19 protein-coding genes are annotated in these 16400 nt (G+C 55.7%); 12 read left to right on the top strand and 7 right to left on the bottom strand.

Annotation, left to right across the window (positions count from 1 at the left end; translation table 11 throughout):
• Positions 1-171 precede the first annotated feature (171 nt).
• From ACRQU7_RS14725 to amrS, 3 genes are read left to right on the top strand one after another with little or no spacing between them, the layout of a single operon-like run.
• Positions 172-681: an O-acetyl-ADP-ribose deacetylase gene (locus ACRQU7_RS14725; protein ID WP_141825999.1), complete on the top strand. Its 510-nt coding sequence runs from the start codon at positions 172-174 to the stop codon at positions 679-681.
• A 21-nt stretch (positions 682-702) separates the two neighbouring features.
• Positions 703-2088: an AmmeMemoRadiSam system protein A gene (amrA, locus tag ACRQU7_RS14720; RefSeq protein ID WP_444641534.1), complete on the top strand. Its 1386-nt coding sequence runs from the start codon at positions 703-705 to the stop codon at positions 2086-2088.
• The gene (gene amrS, locus ACRQU7_RS14715) at positions 2085-2912 is read left to right on the top strand and encodes an AmmeMemoRadiSam system radical SAM enzyme (RefSeq protein WP_444641533.1); all 828 of its coding nucleotides are present in this window, start codon (positions 2085-2087) and stop codon (positions 2910-2912) included. Before amrA ends, amrS begins: the two co-directional genes overlap by 4 nt.
• Before the next feature lie 10 nt (positions 2913-2922).
• Here amrS and ACRQU7_RS14710 read toward each other — a convergent pair whose 3' ends face one another.
• From ACRQU7_RS14710 to ACRQU7_RS14695, 4 genes are read right to left on the bottom strand one after another with little or no spacing between them, the layout of a single operon-like run.
• Entirely contained in the window at positions 2923-3168 is a 246-nt protein-coding gene (locus ACRQU7_RS14710; RefSeq protein WP_444641532.1) for a zinc ribbon domain-containing protein, read from the bottom strand.
• Positions 3169-3173: 5 nt separating this feature from the next.
• Positions 3174-3491 (bottom strand): carboxymuconolactone decarboxylase family protein, encoded by a 318-nt coding sequence (locus ACRQU7_RS14705; RefSeq protein WP_444641531.1) that lies wholly within the window; start codon positions 3489-3491, stop codon positions 3174-3176.
• 5 nt (positions 3492-3496) lie between these two features.
• Positions 3497-3700, bottom strand: coding sequence for a hypothetical protein (locus tag ACRQU7_RS14700; protein ID WP_444641530.1), 204 nt, complete (start codon positions 3698-3700; stop codon positions 3497-3499).
• Between the two features lie 5 nt (positions 3701-3705).
• Positions 3706-4302, bottom strand: coding sequence for a TetR/AcrR family transcriptional regulator (locus ACRQU7_RS14695; protein ID WP_444641529.1), 597 nt, complete (start codon positions 4300-4302; stop codon positions 3706-3708).
• Between the two features lie 165 nt (positions 4303-4467).
• Between ACRQU7_RS14695 and ACRQU7_RS14690 the strand changes: the two genes are divergently transcribed.
• The 3 genes from ACRQU7_RS14690 (at position 4468) to ACRQU7_RS14680 (ending at position 6618) form a co-directional block, all read left to right on the top strand.
• Entirely contained in the window at positions 4468-5016 is a 549-nt protein-coding gene (locus ACRQU7_RS14690) for a prolyl-tRNA synthetase associated domain-containing protein (protein WP_444641528.1), read from the top strand.
• A gap of 247 nt (positions 5017-5263) precedes the next feature.
• The gene (locus ACRQU7_RS14685) at positions 5264-6169 is read left to right on the top strand and encodes a glycoside hydrolase family 25 protein (RefSeq protein ID WP_444641527.1); all 906 of its coding nucleotides are present in this window, start codon (positions 5264-5266) and stop codon (positions 6167-6169) included.
• A gap of 14 nt (positions 6170-6183) precedes the next feature.
• On the top strand, positions 6184-6618 hold the full coding sequence (locus ACRQU7_RS14680) for a phage holin family protein (protein ID WP_444641526.1): 435 nt from the start codon (positions 6184-6186) through the stop codon (positions 6616-6618).
• A 106-nt stretch (positions 6619-6724) separates the two neighbouring features.
• Here ACRQU7_RS14680 and ACRQU7_RS14675 read toward each other — a convergent pair whose 3' ends face one another.
• The 3 genes from ACRQU7_RS14675 to ACRQU7_RS14665 form a co-directional block, all read right to left on the bottom strand.
• Positions 6725-8821, bottom strand: a complete 2097-nt coding sequence (locus ACRQU7_RS14675; protein ID WP_444641525.1) for a glycosyltransferase family 39 protein — start codon at positions 8819-8821, stop codon at positions 6725-6727.
• A 112-nt stretch (positions 8822-8933) separates the two neighbouring features.
• The gene (locus ACRQU7_RS14670) at positions 8934-9767 is read right to left on the bottom strand and encodes a tRNA lysidine(34) synthetase (protein WP_444641524.1); all 834 of its coding nucleotides are present in this window, start codon (positions 9765-9767) and stop codon (positions 8934-8936) included.
• A gap of 9 nt (positions 9768-9776) precedes the next feature.
• Positions 9777-10898 carry a cysteine desulfurase family protein gene (locus ACRQU7_RS14665; protein ID WP_444641523.1) on the bottom strand — a complete coding sequence of 374 codons (1122 nt, stop codon included), beginning with the start codon at positions 10896-10898 and terminating at the stop codon, positions 9777-9779.
• Between the two features lie 302 nt (positions 10899-11200).
• Between ACRQU7_RS14665 and ACRQU7_RS14660 the strand changes: the two genes are divergently transcribed.
• From ACRQU7_RS14660 to ACRQU7_RS14635, 6 genes are all read left to right on the top strand, one after another.
• Positions 11201-11965, top strand: coding sequence for an ABC transporter ATP-binding protein (locus tag ACRQU7_RS14660; protein WP_038325427.1), 765 nt, complete (start codon positions 11201-11203; stop codon positions 11963-11965).
• Positions 11958-12764: an ABC transporter permease gene (locus ACRQU7_RS14655; RefSeq protein WP_038325426.1), complete on the top strand. Its 807-nt coding sequence runs from the start codon at positions 11958-11960 to the stop codon at positions 12762-12764. The genes ACRQU7_RS14660 and ACRQU7_RS14655 overlap by 8 nt, the downstream gene beginning before the upstream one ends.
• A gap of 86 nt (positions 12765-12850) precedes the next feature.
• Positions 12851-13870: an ABC transporter substrate-binding protein gene (locus ACRQU7_RS14650; protein ID WP_141825987.1), complete on the top strand. Its 1020-nt coding sequence runs from the start codon at positions 12851-12853 to the stop codon at positions 13868-13870.
• 268 nt (positions 13871-14138) lie between these two features.
• On the top strand, positions 14139-15290 hold the full coding sequence (gene fucO, locus ACRQU7_RS14645; RefSeq protein ID WP_444641522.1) for a lactaldehyde reductase: 1152 nt from the start codon (positions 14139-14141) through the stop codon (positions 15288-15290).
• A gap of 238 nt (positions 15291-15528) precedes the next feature.
• Positions 15529-15909: a BMC domain-containing protein gene (locus tag ACRQU7_RS14640; RefSeq protein WP_444641521.1), complete on the top strand. Its 381-nt coding sequence runs from the start codon at positions 15529-15531 to the stop codon at positions 15907-15909.
• A gap of 8 nt (positions 15910-15917) precedes the next feature.
• Positions 15918-16397 carry a EutP/PduV family microcompartment system protein gene (locus tag ACRQU7_RS14635; protein WP_444645607.1) on the top strand — a complete coding sequence of 160 codons (480 nt, stop codon included), beginning with the start codon at positions 15918-15920 and terminating at the stop codon, positions 16395-16397.
• The last annotated feature ends 3 nt before the right edge of the window (positions 16398-16400 follow it).

Genomic DNA, 16400 nt, shown 5'->3' with positions numbered 1-16400 from the left:
TTTTCATAGACCGGCATATCCTCCAAATCGTTGCGTAAATGCGAAAGAGCCTTGCTTGCGTGAGTGTACGGAAGCAGGGCTCTTTTGGATGTTTCCGGGCTCTTGAAAAATTCTTGCGGAAAGAATAGAATTTAAGAAAAGAAACGGCTGAGGCCGCGGAAAGGAGACGTTATGGATTTTTTGATTGTTCAGGGAGATATTACAAAGCAAACGGCAGATGCTATTGTAAACGCGGCAAACACTTCCCTGCTGGGCGGCGGAGGAGTGGACGGGGCCATCCACCGCGCGGCGGGTCCGGAGCTTCTCAAGGAATGCCGGACCCTGCACGGCTGTGAGACCGGAAAGGCGAAAATCACAAAGGGGTACCGCCTTCCCGCAAAGTACGTCATCCATACGCCCGGACCGGTGTGGCGGGGCGGAGAAAGCGGCGAACCGGAGCTGCTGGAAAGCTGTTACCGCTCCTGCCTTGCGCTGGCGGAGGAATACCGATGCCGCACGGTTGCGTTTCCTTCCATCAGTACTGGCGTTTATCGTTTTCCGCCGGAGCTTGCGGCCAAAATCGCCGTGAGGACGATCCTGGAATTTCTGAGCCGGAGCACCGCTGTGGAAACGGTCACCATGGTTTGCTTTGACCCGGAGACAAAGGCGGCGTACGACCGCGCGCTGGCGGCCGCGATGTGAATTTGGAAAGGGGGATTTTTTATGTCGATCGCAGGTGCGTTTATTATGCCGCATCCTCCCATTATCCTGCCGGAGGTGGGAAAAGGGGAAGAGCGGAAAATTCAGAGGACCGCCGACGCGTGCCGGGAGGTCGCGGGCAGGATTGCGGCGCTGAAACCGGACACGGTGGTGGTGACTTCTCCGCATTCCGCCCTGTACGCGGATTACTTCCATATTTCTCCCGGCGAATGCGCCCACGGGGATTTTGCCCGTTTCGGCGCGCCGCAGGCCGCCGTCGACGTCCGGTATGACAGTGAATTTGTACAGGCGCTGACCGACGCGGCCGGGAAAGCGGGCCTGCCCGCCGGAACCTTTGGCGAGAAGGAAAAAGCCCTTGACCACGGCACCATGATTCCGCTCCGCTTTTTAAACGAATACTGTACTGACTATCGGCTGGTGCGCATCGGGCTGTCCGGGCTGTCCGGGCCGGACCATTACCGGCTGGGAAAATGCATCGCCCAAACGGCGGAGACTCTGGGGAGAAAGGTCGTTTTTATCGCGAGCGGGGATCTCTCCCACCGTCTCAAAGAGGACGGGCCTTACGGCTTTGCGAAGGAAGGTCCCGAATTTGACAGCCGGGTGACCGACGCGATGGCAAAGGGGGATTTCCTGCGCTTCCTGACTTTCAGCCCCGACTTCTGCGACGCGGCGGCGGAGTGCGGGCTGCGCTCGTTTATCATCATGGCGGGCGCGCTGGACGGAAAGGCCGTCGAGCCCGAGCTGCTTTCGTATGAGGGGCCGTTCGGGGTCGGGTACGGCGTCTGCGCTTTCCGGATCACCGGGGACGACGAAAGCCGCCGGTTTGACACAGTCTTTGAAGCCGAAGAGAAAAAAAGAATGGAACGGATCCAGTCGCAGGAGGATGAATATGTGAGGCTGGCCCGGCTGTCGCTGGAAACCTATGTCCGGACAGGGAAAAGGGCGGAGCTTCCCGCCGGGCTGCCGGAGGAAATGCTGGGTCACCGGGCGGGAGCTTTCGTGTCGCTGAAAAAGAACGGGGAGCTTCGGGGGTGCATCGGCACCATCGGGCCGGTGACGGCCTGCGTAGCGAAGGAAATCGTAAGGAACGCGGTCAGCGCCGGTACGGAGGACCCGCGCTTTGCGCCCGTTACGGAGCAGGAGCTGCCGACCCTTGTCTACAGTGTGGACGTGCTGGCGCATCCGGAACCGATCGATACCATGGAAGAACTGGATGCCGGGCGCTACGGCGTCATTGTCACCAGCGGGTACAAGCGCGGGCTGCTGCTGCCGAATCTGGAAGGGGTCGATACCCCGGAGCGGCAGATTTCCATCGCCATGCAAAAAGCAGGGATCCGCAAAGGGGAGCCCTGCTCTCTGGAACGGTTTGAGGTGGTGCGCCACAAATGAAAATCATCTGTGAAATCTGTCCCCATCACTGCGCGCTGGAGGAGGGGCAGACCGGTCTTTGCCGCGCGCGCAGAAACAGCGGCGGCAAAGTGATTTGTGACAACTACGGGAAAGTGACCGGCCTTGCGCTTGACCCCATCGAAAAGAAGCCGCTGCGCCGTTTCTGCCCCGGCGGGAAAATCCTGTCCGTCGGCAGCTACGGCTGCAACCTGCGCTGTCCGTTCTGCCAGAACAGCTCCATTTCCATGGTGGACGGGGAACACACGGAGACCGCTGCGGTTCCGCCCGAGGCGCTGGCCGAAAAGGCGGCGGAGCTTGTGCCGCGCGGGAATATCGGTGTCGCGTATACCTACAACGAGCCGCTTGTGGGCTATGAGTTTGTCCGGGACTGCGCCGCCCTCGTCCGGGAGCGCGGGCTGAAAAATGTCGCGGTGACCAACGGCTATATCTGCGAAGGGCCGCTGAAAGAAATGCTCCCGCTGATCGACGCGGTGAACATCGACCTGAAGGGCTTTACCGAACGCTTTTACCGGATGGTCGGCGGCGACCTGAAGACGGTGATGCGCGCGATTGAGCTGTCGGCGCAAAGATGCCACACGGAAGTGACCACTCTGGTGATTCCCGGGGAAAATGACAGCGACGGGGAAATGGACGCGCTCTCCGGATGGCTCGCTTCGGTGGACGCGGAAATCCCGCTGCACGTTACCCGGTTCTTCCCGTGCTTTCAGATGACCGACCGCGGCCCGACCCCGGTGGAAACCGTTTACCGGCTGGCGGAAATCGCCCGCGGGCATCTGAAGTACGTCTATGTGGGAAACTGCTGACGCGGCACCGTTAAGGAGTCTGCGCCTTCCACGCGGGCAGCTTTGCCAGGGTTCTGACCGCCAGCTCGCGGGCGGCTTTTTCGTCGATCCCCTGTGTGCGTATCAGAAACCGGACGGTACCCTCAAGCTTTTCCGGGTAGGACTGCATGGAACCGTCCGGTCGGGCACAGTAAATGCAGTAATCCTTGCTTTCGTCCTGCAGGGGATAATCGGACGGCTTTGTCATGGGCATTCCACAGGCAATGCATGTTTTCATATTTTTCACACCTTTCGATCGCTTTCATAGGCTTCCAGCGCGGGAATCAGGCAATGGGTGATTCCCTGTACGCTGGATACGGTCATTGTCATCAGAATCGTATCCCTGATTTCGTCCCGCGATGCGCCGGCCATTTTGGCCATGGGGACATGCGCGGCAACGGCTTTGTCGTCTCCCTGGGACGCCTTGATTCCGATATAAACCAACTGACGGGTTTTGGCGTCGAGCGCGCCGGAAGAGACCGCCCGGATAAGTCCGTCAAACGCTTCGGAAACCTGAGGCGCCTCCTCTTTCAGTAATGCAAACGGGTTTTGATTGATCATGCCGGTTACCTCCTTTTATAAATATCGACATTCAGCCTGCAGAGCTCCTGTTTTCCGAGCTCCGTCAGAGAAAAGACGGTCGCTTTGTCGGCGTCGCGTTCAAACCACCCCAGTTCCAGCAGCCGTGAAAAAAGTCGGTTGCCCAGTGTGCCGCCAAGGTGCCCGTAACAGGATTTTGCTTTCAGTATTTCCGGGGAATGTTCGTTCATTGTCTTCAGCTCCTTTTTGATTCCGCCATTTTCAGATAAGTGTCGATCAGCGTTTCGCCGTACCTGTCAATGACCTTTCCGCCGGGGGCGAACAGGTCCGCATTGGCAAGATAGTGGTGGATCAGCCCCAGCCATAAATTGAAAAGCAGGGAAACGGGCATCCGAAGGATTTTTCCGGTTTCCATTTCCCGCTCCGCTGCCCGGCTGAAATGCAGGGAGATCACGGACTGCAGCGAAATCCAGGCGTCCCGGGCCTGTGTGGGAAGCTGACGGTTTTCCGTGACAAGCGCGGTGTAAAACGGCTCGTATTCCCGGATGCCGTCCAGGTGGGCGCGGAGCACTTCCCGCAGGGTTTCGCCGGAATCCGCAAGCTCGTGTGTACGCTGTGCCGTTTTCCCGACATACACTTCGATCACTTCCGCCATGAGGGCGTCCAGCGACGGGAAATGAACGAATACCGTGCCGTGGGAAACTCCCGCCGCCCCGGCGATATCGGAAATTCTGGTACTGAGAAAGCCGCGTTCGGAGAATATTTCAAAGGCTGTTTTGATTAAAAGCTCCCTTGTCTGCTCTTTTTGCAGCTGGCGGGCTGTTTTTTTCATTTCAATGACTCCTAAATCAGTGAATTTACAGTCATTATATAACCGCAAATGGATTCTGTCAAGTAGGCAGAACACTTTTAAGCCCCTTTTCTTGACTAATCTGCAAAATTGCCGTAAAATTTATGGCAGTACGCCGCTGATCGGCAAAACCGGAGGATGATAACCTTGTGTTCGATACGAATTGACCCAGTCCTGTATACGTCAAAGCCCGCGGATGAGCGGCTTCCGAGAGAGACGGCGGTCTATGACCTGCTGGACAGGCTGGAAATCCCTTATACCCGCATTGACCACGACGCCGCCGGTCATGTGGACTTCTGCGACGAGGTAGGGGAAATCCTCGGGGTGAATATCTGCAAAAACCTGTTCCTGTGCAACCGGCAGAAAACGGACTTTTATCTTCTGATGATGCCGGGCAAGAAGGAGTTTCGTACGAAAGATCTTTCCGCGCAGATCGGCAGTTCCCGCCTGTCTTTTGCGGACGCCGAACGTATGGAGGAATATCTGAAGGTCACGCCGGGCTCCGTAAGCGTGATGGGCCTGATGAACGACGCTGGAAAGTGTGTCCGGCTGCTGATTGACCGGGAGGTGGCGCAGTCTGAATATTTCGGGTGCCATCCGTGCATCAATACCTCCAGCCTGAAAATCAGGACGGCCGACCTGCTTGAAAAATTCCTTCCCTTTATGGAGCATGAACCGGTTTTTGTCACACTGTAATTTGAAAATCCGCTTGCATATCGCATAAGTGAAAAAAATTCACATTATAGAATTTCATAAAATCCCAACGCACCCGGAACGGCTTGAAAGCCCGTCTGGGTGCGTTTTTTATGCGATGTTTTCCCTCCGAAAATTACGGCATGCCATTCTTTGCAAGCGATAAAAAACATTTCAAAAATTAGCCTGAACAGTGCCATTTTATCCTGAATATTACTGTGATATAGAGTGATTTGAATGGAGGGCAACAATGAAGGGTATCGATGTCAGTAAGCATAACGGCACCATTGACTGGGGCAGGGTGGCGGCTTCCGGAATCGAATTTGTAATGGTCCGCGCTGGATACGGAAATCTGATCAGCCAGAAGGACCCCAAATTTGAAGAAAATGTCCGGGGTGCGCTTTCCCACGATCTGCATGTCGGCGCATACTGGTTCAGCTACGCGGTGTCCGCGGCGGACGCCCAGACCGAGGCGGAGGTCTGTAAGAAGGTCCTTGAGCCCTATAAAGGGAAGCTGGACTTTCCGATCGCGTTTGATTACGAGTACGATTCGATCCGCTACGCAAACGAACAGGGCGTCAATCCGGACAATGCCCAGATCGACGGCATGGGCCGCGCGTTTCTGGAGCGGATGAAGGCGGACGGATGGTATGTCGCGCTTTATACGAACAATGATTTCATCCGGTCAGGCAGATTCAGCGCAGCTACTTTAAAGGCCTATGACGTGTGGCTCGCCGATTACAGCGGGGAGCCGGATTACCCCTGCGCCATCCGGCAGACCAGCTCCACGGGGACGGTTCCGGGCATCGGCGGAAAAGTGGACACGGATGAGTCCTTTCAGAATTATCCGGCCATCATCCCCGCCGGAGGCTATAACGGTTACCCGGTGCAGGTGAGTACCATTGTGGAGATCGATACCACAATGGATATTTCCTACGCGCATGGGACGTACTATGTTGTAAAAACCACGTCCCCCCAGCCGGTGACTCTTACCGCCGGGACGGGCGGGGTCGCGACCATCGTGCCGTTCCCCCGCACTGGGAACATTCAGCTGTTTGCGGTGGTGGCTGTGGGACAGTCCGGACAGGAGACGGGGATCTATACCTCCGTATCCGGCGAAAAGCCCCTGCGGCGCTTCAAGTTTAAAATTCAGTAGAGAGGGGATAAGAAATGGAAAAATGGAAAGCGGCCGTTATCACGATATTCGCTGCGCTGTCCGCGTGGCTGGGCGTGCTGGCCGTTCCGGTGCTGCTGCTCGCGGCGGTAAACGTCATTGACTACGCTACCGGCCTGGCCGCGGCGAAATTCCGCGACCAGAAGATCAGCAGCTACAAAAGCTTTCGCGGGATTGCGAAAAAGATAAGCATGTGGCTTCTGGTGGCGGTGGGTGCAATTCTGGACTGCCTGCTTGCGTATGCGGCGCAGCGGGCCGGAACGGAGCTGCATTTCGGCTTTGCTGTCGCGTCGCTTGCCGCGGTGTGGCTGATCTGCAACGAGGTCATCAGCATTCTGGAAAACATATCCGATATCGGTGTGGCGCTGCCGCCGTTTTTGATGAAAATAGCGAGCGCCTTAAAATCACAGGTGGAAAGCAAAATCGATTAAAAGCGTTTATAACAGATCAGGCGCAGGCCCCGGAGTCCGAAAGGACCGCCCGAAGCCTGCGCCTGTTTTTTTGTCCCGAAAGCCTTTATAGCGGCACAGTCCTTATTTATGACTGCTGAAAACAGTAGAGGGAGTAAGACGACTGTGTGCCGGACGCGGAGGACCCGGTGTCTCCGCCGTATTCGGACGGGTCAACGAGCACCGCGTTTTCCTTTACATAGGAGTCGATTTCGGAGTTGGAACCTCTCGCCGTTCCGCTCTGCTCCGACACAAGGAAGTAGGTGACTTTCCCTTCGCTGACCAGCTGTTTCAGCTTGTCGAGGGTCAGCGCCTCATCCGATCCCAGAAAGCCGCCGTAGGCGACCGCGGGCAGCCCCGTGTCCACGATAAAGGCCGCGACGTCGTTCGCTTTCTGGCCAACGACCAGATAGCTGCCTTCCTTGTAATGCGCCACCAGATAGTTTTCAAGGGCAAGGGTATTGCTGTCGCTTACGGTGAAGGTTTCCTGATTCGGCGTCATGCCCTGGGTCTCCTCCGTCGAGGCAAGCTCCGGCCCGGCATAGGGCATGGTCACGTTCTGGGGAACATAGAGCACCGTGGTCAGCGACCAGTAAAGCGGTCCCGCCAGCATGGCGGCAAGCATACATCCCGCCGCGGCAAAAAGCGTAAGCCGTTTCGGGCGGAAGAAATGAAGGAGCATCAGAATCAGCGCGGCGGAGCCGGCGACAACCATAACGGGAATCAGCCATGTCCTTAGATCGGAGTAGCTCCACACATACCACCCTTCTATGGCGAAGGTCGCAAGAAAAGAGACGGGGAGCAGCCATTGCCTCCAGCCGGACTTCGAGCGGTAAGCTTTCAGCATTTCAACAAAGCCGATTCCGACCGGCGCGGCGATTCCGGGCGCCAGCATGCACAGATAATACCGATGGTAGAAGCTCGCAAAGCTGAAAAAAGCCAGCATGGTAACAAGCCAGAGGACCCAGAAAAGCAGCGCGCCCTGCCGGATGTCCGGCTTTTTCAGGCTCCATTTCCGCAGGGAGGCCGCAATGCAGAACAGAGCCAGCACGATCAGCCAGGAAGCCTGGCCGTACATGCTGTCGGTCCACAGCCGCAGCATGCCCGCGGTGCCGATGTCATTGCCAACCGCGCCCCGTGTCTGGCCGCCCCGCGCCATCCCGCCGGTCCGGCCCGTGCCGTCCTGCCCGTTCATGGAAGGCGGCGCGCCGTTGCCCGTGCTGCCGTCCCGGGAGCGGTTCGGCGTCCCCTGCCCGTTTCCATCGGGCTGTCCGTTTCCGTCCTGGCCTCCGTTTCCGTCAAAACGGCCGCCGCCCTGGAAACCGCCGCCGGTCCCGGTTCCGCCAAAGTTTCCGCCCCCGCCGCCGTAAATCCGCTCAAGGCCGTTATGGCCGACGATCAGCTCCATGACCGTGTTGTCCGTAGAGCTGCCGATGTAAGGACGGCTTTCGGACGGATACAGGTCCACCGCGATCACCCAGGCAAACGATACGGCGGCGACGATGACAAGGCTGATGACGCTCGCCAGAATCCGCCGCCAGACCTTTTCTCTGGAGAACAGGAGATAAACGATACCCATTGCCGGAAGAATCATATAGGCCTGCAGCATTTTGATGTTGAAGCCCAGCCCTACAAACAGGGCGGCCGCAAACAGGCTGCGCCATTTTCCGGTCTCGATTCCTTTAAAAAGGTACCGGACCGCAATAAGCAGGACAAAGACGAGCTGCATATCCATGGTGTTGTTGCGCGAAGCCACGACGACGGCGGGGGTCAGCGCAAGGACCAGAGCGGAAATCAGACCCGCCGGACGGCCGGAATATCTCGAAACCAGAACGTACATCATCAGGCACGCCCCGGTTCCGGCCAGCGCCTGCGGTAAAAGCATCGCCCAGCCGTGGTAGCCGAATACCAGCACGAAAAGCGCCTGTATCCACAGGGAAAGCGGCGGCTTGTCGACCGACACCACCCCGGCAGGGTCAAATGAGACAAAGAAAAAATTATGAAAGCTCTGCGTCATGCTTTTGATTGCGGCCGCGTAGTAGGCGTTTCCGTATCCCAGCCGGGAGATTGCGTAAAAATTCAGTCCGAAGGACAGTGCGGCAATCGCCGCCAGCGCGTAAACGTACCGATATTTTTTCTGAAAGGGGCTTCTGATAAAGTCCCTGAAAACCCGTAGATTTTTCATGCTTTCACTTCACAATCCAATCCATGTTGATACTGTTTAGGATATCCTGCCGCTGTGACCGGAAGGTGAAGCCGGGTTGAATTTTCCGTGAGAGTGCTGATTCAGGGGAAACTCAGCCCTCGCTGTCGTAATCGTCCAGAAAGCTGTGCTGCTCGCCGCCCCTGCGGTAGCCGATGACCGTTTCCAGATTGACGTTGTGAATGCTGTGGAAGATATTCTGATCGATGTTCGGGCTGGTCTTCCGGAATTTTTTAATCAGCTCTTTCATCTCCTGCCGCTTGGAAGCGCCGCCGTTGTCGCCCAGCACGCAGTTTTCCGTAAACCGGCAGGCGCACTGGATGAACTGAAGGTCGTTGTAGCGCCGCCAGGCAAGAATGTCGGCCTCCTTGACCATATACAGCGGGCGGATCAGTTCCATACCGGCGAAATTGGTGCTGTGCAGCTTGGGCATCATGGTTTTGATTTCCGCGCCGTACAGCATGCTCATCAAAATCGTTTCGATGACGTCGTCAAAATGGTGCCCCAGCGCGATTTTGTTGCAGCCCAGCTCCTGCGCCTGCTTATACAGGTGGCCTCTGCGCATTTTGGCGCACAGGTAGCAGGGCGACTGCTCCGTTTTTGCCACAATATCGAAGATTTTTGTCTCAAAAATCCGAATCGGAATATGCAGCGCCTCGGCGTTGTCGACGATCCGCTGCCGGTTTACCTGATTGTAGCCCGGGTCCATCACCAGATATTCCGCCTCGAACGGAAAATCGCTGTACTTCTGTAAATGCTGGACGCATTTCGCCATCAGCATGGAGTCTTTTCCTCCGGATATGCACACCGCGATCCGGTCGCCCGGCTGAATCAGACGGTAGTCCTTAATGGCCGCGATAAACGGAATCCAGATTGCCCTGCGGTATTTTTTGATGATACTGGTTTCCACCTGTTGATATTTTTTCATATTGTCCCTCTATTTTACAAATTGCCGGTAACATTCGTCAAAGGCCTTCAAAAAAGCCCCGATTTCTTCCTGCGTGGTCAGGTGGCTCAGGCTGATGCGCAGGGTCGAGAGCGCCGCGCGCCGGTCCTTTGTCAACGCGTAGACCGGGCGGGAAGGGGTGTTTGCCGCGCAGCAGGCCGATTTGGTGGAAAGGCAGATACCCCGCCCGGCCAGCGCCGACTGAAACTGCTCCGCCTTCGCTCCCGCAATACTGATATTGAGGATGAACGGGACGGATTCCTTTGTGCTGTTGATGCGGACTTTGGGATACTTTTTGAAAGCGTCCCGCAGCTGCCGGTTCATCCCCGACACCATTTCGCAGCGTTCTTCCCTGTTTTCCACCGCCGTCTGGAGCGCCTGCGCCGTGGAGGCGATCAGGCCCAGCGCGGGAGTGCCGCTGCGGAACGGGATGGTGCTTGTCCCGCCGTGAATCTGCGGCTCCAGAAGCACGTTTTCCTTTTTCACCAGTACGCCGCAGCCGTTCAGCCCGTAAAATTTGTGCGGAGCAAAGGTCACCAGATCCACGTTTTCTATTTCCAGGGGAATTTTCCCCGCCGCCTGTGTGGCGTCCACATGGAACAGGCAGCGGGAATAGCCGGACAGGATTTCGGCGATTAGGCCGACCTGCTGGCGGATTCCGATTTCGCTGTCCACATAGCAGACGGAGACCAGAATGGTGTCGTCCCGCAGAAGCTCTTTCAAATGCTCCAGGTCCACAAGGCCGTTTTCATCGATGTCCACATATTCGATCTCAAAGCCGCGGTTCTGCAGGGCCGCCATCGCTCCGTTTACCGAAGAGTGTTCCAGCCATGTGGTAATCACGTGTTTGCCGTATGCCTGATACTGTCCGGCGGCGCCTTTAATGGCAAGGTTGTTGGATTCGCTTGCGCCGGAGGTATAGATGATTTCCTCCGCTTTTACGTGCAGGATGGCGGCGATCTCCTCCGTCGCCCTGTCCAGCCGTTCCTTTGCCGCCAGCCCGAGCGGGTGGGGCGAGTTCGGGTTCGCAATATACTCCCGCGTGACGTCGCAGAACGTCCGCAGGGCTTCTTCACAGGCCGGTGTGTTGGCCGCGTAGTCAAGATAAATCATAAAAGTCCTCTCTTCCGATTTCGCCGGACGGGAGTCCGGCAAAAGGTACGTTATTATAGTAACACGGATTTCATTTTTTTCAACCGGATATTTCCCCCGCTCCTTCGGCAGAAAGCGCTTCCTTTCGACGTCGTTTTTTCCGGGAGCATAAAAAACGGAAGAGAAATTCTTCGTTTTATGAGGACGCGCGGGCAGATGTATTTTCACAAATCTCTCTATTTTACATATTTTATACCAAAGGCGAACTATTTTTATGCGCACATGTCCCTTGAAAAAATGAACGCAAAGATGAGGTGATACCGTTGGACGTACTCCGAGTTCAAAATATAGAAGCGACTTATCAGGCGGAAAATGGAGAAATAACCGCTCTGGACAATATCAGCTTTGTTGTGGAAAAAGGAGAATTTGTCAGCATTGTCGGGCCAAGCGGCTGCGGAAAGTCCACCTTGCTTTCAATCATTGCCGGCCTGTTGAAACCGACTGCCGGCGAAGTGTTTGTAAACGGAGAAAAAATCGTGGGGACTTCTCCCCACATCGGGTATATGCTTCAGCGCGACAATCTGCTGGACTGGCGGACCATTTACAGAAACGTACTATTCGGTCTGGAAGTAAGGAAGATGCTCTCCCCCGAAAACAGGGAAAGGGCGGTCCAGCTTTTAAAAACCTACGGACTCTATGAGTTCCGGGATAAATATCCGGCGCAGCTGTCGGGAGGAATGCGGCAAAGAGTGGCGCTGATCCGCACTTTGGCGATCAATCCCGATATTTTATTGCTGGATGAAGCTTTTTCCGCGCTGGATTACCAGACGCGGCTGACTGTAACCGACGACGTCTACCGGATTTTAAAAAAGGAAAAGGTTACGACCGTCATGGTGACGCACGATATTCCCGAAAGCATCAGCATGGGCGATAAGATCATGGTCCTGAGCGCCCGGCCCGGCCGGGTAAGGGAAATCCTTGAAGTCGATTTTGAGGACGAAAACAGAACGCCTCTGAGCTGCAGAAACAATCCGAAATTCAGAGTGTATTTCGATCATATATGGAAAGAGCTGTCAGCCGATGAATAAACCCATCCTTTCTCAAGAGCGTACAAAATACCTGAAGAAAAAGAAACGCAGACAGCAGATGATCCGCTTCTGTCAGATCGCCGTTCTGGTCATTTTTATTGCCCAATGGGAAATCACCGCAAGGCTGGGTTGGATCGACAGCTTTATTCTGAGCCAGCCGTCCCGCATCTGGCAGACCTTTTTGAACATGGCGCAGAACGATCTGTTCATGCACATGGGCGTAACGGTTTATGAAACGCTGGTCGGGTTTCTGCTGGGGGCCGTTTTCGGCACCCTTTTGGCGATTGCCCTGTGGTGGAGCAGTTTCGCGTCCAAGGTGAGCGAACCGTATCTGGTGGTTTTGAACAGCCTGCCGAAAATCGCGCTCGGCCCGGTGATCATTGTGATTGTCGGCGCGGGGACGAGAGCCATTATTTTTATGGCTCTGGCCATTTCGCTGATTGTCACCGTGCTGGAAATGCTCAACGGATTCCGCCATACCGATAACGAATATATTCGGATGGCAGCGACCTTCGGTGCGAACAAAGGGCAGATTTTTACGAAGGTCGTATTTCCCTACAATATTTCCACTTTATTCAATTCCTTGAAAATCAATATCGGCCTTTCCCTGGTGGGTGTTATTGCCGGCGAATTCCTTGTGTCAAAGGCCGGGCTGGGCTATCTGATCGTCTACGGCGGCCAGGTTTTCAAGCTGGACCTTGTGATGGCCAGCGTGATCATCCTCTCCGTTGTTGCGGCCGTGATGTATGAGGCGGTGGCGCTTCTGGAAAAGCTGGTCCTGAACTGGTACGGCCATTAAAAGAATACCGTAATCTGGTATAAAGCAGATTATTCGATAGGAAAGGGGAATTTCCCCGAATACAGTTTACGAAAGGGGTAAAGAGTATGAAGAAGGTGCTGAAATGGTCCGCCGTTGCACTCTGCCTTGCAGTCATGCTGGCAGCGGTCGCGGGATGCGGGAAAGCCGCGACGGAAAATAAGGAGAAGGTAAAAGTAAGGGTATGCGAAGTGACTCACTCCGTTTTCTACGCGCCGCAGTACGCGGCAATCAACCTCGGCTTTTTCGCGGATGAAGGAATTGACCTTGAACTGGCCACTGCGGAGGGAACCGATAAGGTGATGTCGACGGTCCTGTCCAACAACGCCGACATCGGTCTGGCCGGGCCGGAGGCCGCCATCTATGTTTACAATGAAGGAAAGGCGGACAGCGCGGAAATTTTTGCGCTGGTAACGCAGCGCGACGGTTCTTTCCTGCTCGGACGCGAGCCGGACCCGAATTTTACCTGGGATAAAATTCGGGGCAAGGTAGTGCTTCCCGGCAGAAAGGGCGGCGTGCCATACATGACTCTGCAGTATGTCATCCGTAAAAACGGGCTGGACCCGCAGAAGGACACCAAGCTGGACGACAGCATCCAGTATGCGCTGATGGGGCCGGCGTTCACCAACGGCACAGGGGATTATGTGACGATGTTTGAACCGGCGGCTTCCCAGATCGTAGCGCAGGGAAAGGGATACATCGTCGCTTCCATCGGCAAGGAAAGCGGAGAGATCCCCTACACGGGCTACTGTGCCAAGAAGAGCTATATCGAAAAGAATTCGGACCTGATCGCCCGCTTTACAAGGGCGGTCTACAGGGGACAGAAATGGGTCTACTCGCACACCCCGGAGGAAATCGCAAAGGCAATCGCGCCCTCCTTCCCGGATTCGGACGTAAAGCTCCTGACCACGGTCGCAAAGAACTATAAGGATATCGAGGCGTGGAGCCCCAATCCGATTTTAAAGCAGGAAGAGTTCTCTCTTCTGCAGGAGGTTATGACCCAGGCCGGCGAGCTGAAACAAACGGTTCCGTACGACAAGCTGATCAATACCTCCTTTGCCGAGCAGGCAATCAAAGACGTAAAATAAACAAAATCTCCCGCGGGGCCGTTTCGGCGCAATGCTGAAACGACCCTGTTTTTTGCCGCGGCGAAATATTTTCGCGGAAAAATAGCGGGGGAAGTATTTAAATTTACCTGCATCTTTCCGTTCGCACTGCTATAATATTGGACATGGAATATTGCACAGAAGCATTTTGCAGCTTCGCCGGGAACGGAAGATTTCTGTGACCATTACGGACAGGCGGCCGAAAAGCCGTGCGCCCGTTTCGATGGAATATTAAATTGGAGGGAATGTTATGTCCTATCGTACCGTGTTGAATGAAACGTCTTACTTTGGCCCGGGGGCCATTGCGGAGCTGGCTCCGGAGGTAAAGAACCGCGGCTTAAAGAAGGTGATGCTTGTTACCGACAGGGATCTCATCAAATTCGGGGTCGCCACACGGGTGATGAAGGTGCTGGACGACGCCTCTGTTTCCTACGAGGTGTTCGATAACATCAAAGCGAACCCCACCATCCGGAACGTGCAGGACGGTGTGAAAACCTGTAAAAAGATGCAGGCGGACTGCCTGATCGCCGTGGGCGGCGGCAGCGCTATCGACACCAGCAAGGCGATTGCCGTGATTATGACCAATCCCGGGCACGCGGACGTCCGCAGCCTGGAAGGGGCTGTGCAGACAAAAAACAAGTGCCTTCCCATTCTGGCCGTTTCCACCACCTCCGGCACCGCCGCGGAGGTGACGATCAATTATGTGATCACCGACGAGGAAAAGCACCGTAAATTCGTATGCGTCGATCCCCATGACATCCCCGTGGTCGCCGTCATCGACTCCGAGATGTCCGCCTCCATGCCGAAGGGCCTCTGCGCCGCGACCGGGATGGACGCGCTGACCCACGCGATCGAGGGATACATCACCAAGGGCGCATGGGAGCTGACCGACATGATGCACCTGAAGGCGATCGAAATCATTTCCCGCGCGCTGCGCAGCTCCGTGGCCGGAGACCCGAAGGGCCGCGAAGAAATGGCCCTGGGCCAGTATGTAGCGGGCATGGGCTTCTCCAACGTGGGCCTTGGCATCGTGCATTCCATGGCGCATCCGCTCAGCGCGCTGTACGATACGCCCCACGGGGTGGCCTGCGCGACCATCCTGCCCACCGTGCTGGAGTACAACGCGGAGTGTACCGGAGAGAAATACCGTGAAATCGCGCGCGCGATGGGCGTGCAGGGCGTGGACGATATGACGCAGGAGGAATACCGCAGGGCGGCCGTTGACGTGGTCAGGCAGCTTTCCAGGGATGTCGAGATTCCGCAGAAGGTCTCCGAGGTGGGGGTCAGGGAAGAGGACATCCTGTTCCTTTCCCACTCCGCCATGGCGGACGCCTGTACGGGCGGCAACCCGAAGGATCCCACGGTGGAGGATATTATCGCTCTTTACGAGTCCATGATGTAGGCGTTTCCCGCGTTTCAGGCAGTACGCTCCGGTGAAAGCCGGATTCATCAGCGCGGCCGGAGTTTTCCGGCCGCGCTGATTTGCTGTTTTTTCAAAACGGCGGGGAAGCCTTCGGGGACAGAATCCGGCACCTTTTAAATTTACTGGGAATTGGTTTGTTTTGTGTTATGGATACATTTTGCTCCATGATAGTATATATTAATAGGATTTCCATTTTCGTTTGAAAAGAAGGATTTTTGTGAAACTGGTTGATTTGGAGCAATCCAACGGCAAGCTGATGCGGATCGTACAGGAAATTGTGCCGGGCAAGCAGATTACCATGGCGCATGTGATCGCGAGCCCCAATACGGTGATCTATCAAAAACTGGGACTGGACCCCAGAATCGACTACGCCAAGGCGGCAATCGGCATTCTGACCATGTCCCCCAGCGAAACCTCCATTATCGCCGCGGACATCGCCCTGAAAAAATCCGGCATCGATATCGGCTTTATAGACCGGTTCAGCGGCACGCTGATTATTACCGGAAAAATATCGGACGTGACCACCGCGCTGGAGGCCGTTCTGGATTACGCGGAAAACGTCATGGGCTTTACCGTGTGCAGCCTGACGAAAGCGTAGGCGCAAAGGTGAAAAAGATTATGCTGGTGGGCAGGACCGGCTGCGGAAAGACAACCCTGACGCAGGCGCTCAGGGGAGAAAAAATACGGTACCATAAAACGCAGTATGTCAACCGCTACGACGTCATCATCGACACGCCCGGCGAGTACGCGGAAAACAGGGAGCTGGCGCGGGCGCTGATCATCTATTCCTATGAGGCGGACGTAGTGGGCATGTTGCTGAACGCCAGGGAGAATTACTCGCTGTACAGCCCCAATATCGTGGCGGGGGCGACCAGAGAGGTGATCGGCATCGTCACGCAGATCGATACCGAGGGCGCGAGGCCCGATCTGGCGGAAAGCTGGCTGAGGCTCGCGGGGTGCAAAACGGTCTTTCACGTCAGCTCCGTAACGGGGGAAGGCATCCCTGACATTTTAAACCATCTGAGGGAACCCGGCGACATTCTGCCGTGGGAAGAAGGTCTTAATTTTGCAGGAAATCAGTCTTGATTT

Origin of the sequence: Caproiciproducens puteiluti (assembly GCF_052442865.1) — a bacterium.
Lineage (GTDB): Bacteria > Bacillota > Clostridia > Oscillospirales > Acutalibacteraceae > Caproiciproducens.
This window is presented reverse-complemented; position numbering and strand designations above follow the sequence as displayed.

Excerpts from the sequence above, each read along its gene's own strand:
- ACRQU7_RS14725 (WP_141825999.1), top strand. The coding sequence starts at position 172 with ATGGATTTTTTGATTGTTCAGGGAGATATTACAAAGCAAACGGCAGAT.
- amrA (WP_444641534.1), top strand. The coding sequence starts at position 703 with ATGTCGATCGCAGGTGCGTTTATTATGCCGCATCCTCCCATTATCCTG.
- amrS (WP_444641533.1), top strand. The coding sequence starts at position 2,085 with ATGAAAATCATCTGTGAAATCTGTCCCCATCACTGCGCGCTGGAGGAG.
- ACRQU7_RS14710 (WP_444641532.1), bottom strand. The coding sequence starts at position 3,168 with ATGAAAACATGCATTGCCTGTGGAATGCCCATGACAAAGCCGTCCGAT.
- ACRQU7_RS14705 (WP_444641531.1), bottom strand. The coding sequence starts at position 3,491 with ATGATCAATCAAAACCCGTTTGCATTACTGAAAGAGGAGGCGCCTCAG.
- ACRQU7_RS14700 (WP_444641530.1), bottom strand. The coding sequence starts at position 3,700 with ATGAACGAACATTCCCCGGAAATACTGAAAGCAAAATCCTGTTACGGG.
- ACRQU7_RS14695 (WP_444641529.1), bottom strand. The coding sequence starts at position 4,302 with ATGAAAAAAACAGCCCGCCAGCTGCAAAAAGAGCAGACAAGGGAGCTT.
- ACRQU7_RS14685 (WP_444641527.1), top strand. The coding sequence starts at position 5,264 with ATGAAGGGTATCGATGTCAGTAAGCATAACGGCACCATTGACTGGGGC.
- ACRQU7_RS14680 (WP_444641526.1), top strand. The coding sequence starts at position 6,184 with ATGGAAAAATGGAAAGCGGCCGTTATCACGATATTCGCTGCGCTGTCC.
- ACRQU7_RS14675 (WP_444641525.1), bottom strand. The coding sequence starts at position 8,821 with ATGAAAAATCTACGGGTTTTCAGGGACTTTATCAGAAGCCCCTTTCAG.
- ACRQU7_RS14670 (WP_444641524.1), bottom strand. The coding sequence starts at position 9,767 with ATGAAAAAATATCAACAGGTGGAAACCAGTATCATCAAAAAATACCGC.
- ACRQU7_RS14665 (WP_444641523.1), bottom strand. The coding sequence starts at position 10,898 with ATGATTTATCTTGACTACGCGGCCAACACACCGGCCTGTGAAGAAGCC.
- ACRQU7_RS14655 (WP_038325426.1), top strand. The coding sequence starts at position 11,958 with ATGAATAAACCCATCCTTTCTCAAGAGCGTACAAAATACCTGAAGAAA.
- ACRQU7_RS14650 (WP_141825987.1), top strand. The coding sequence starts at position 12,851 with ATGAAGAAGGTGCTGAAATGGTCCGCCGTTGCACTCTGCCTTGCAGTC.
- fucO (WP_444641522.1), top strand. The coding sequence starts at position 14,139 with ATGTCCTATCGTACCGTGTTGAATGAAACGTCTTACTTTGGCCCGGGG.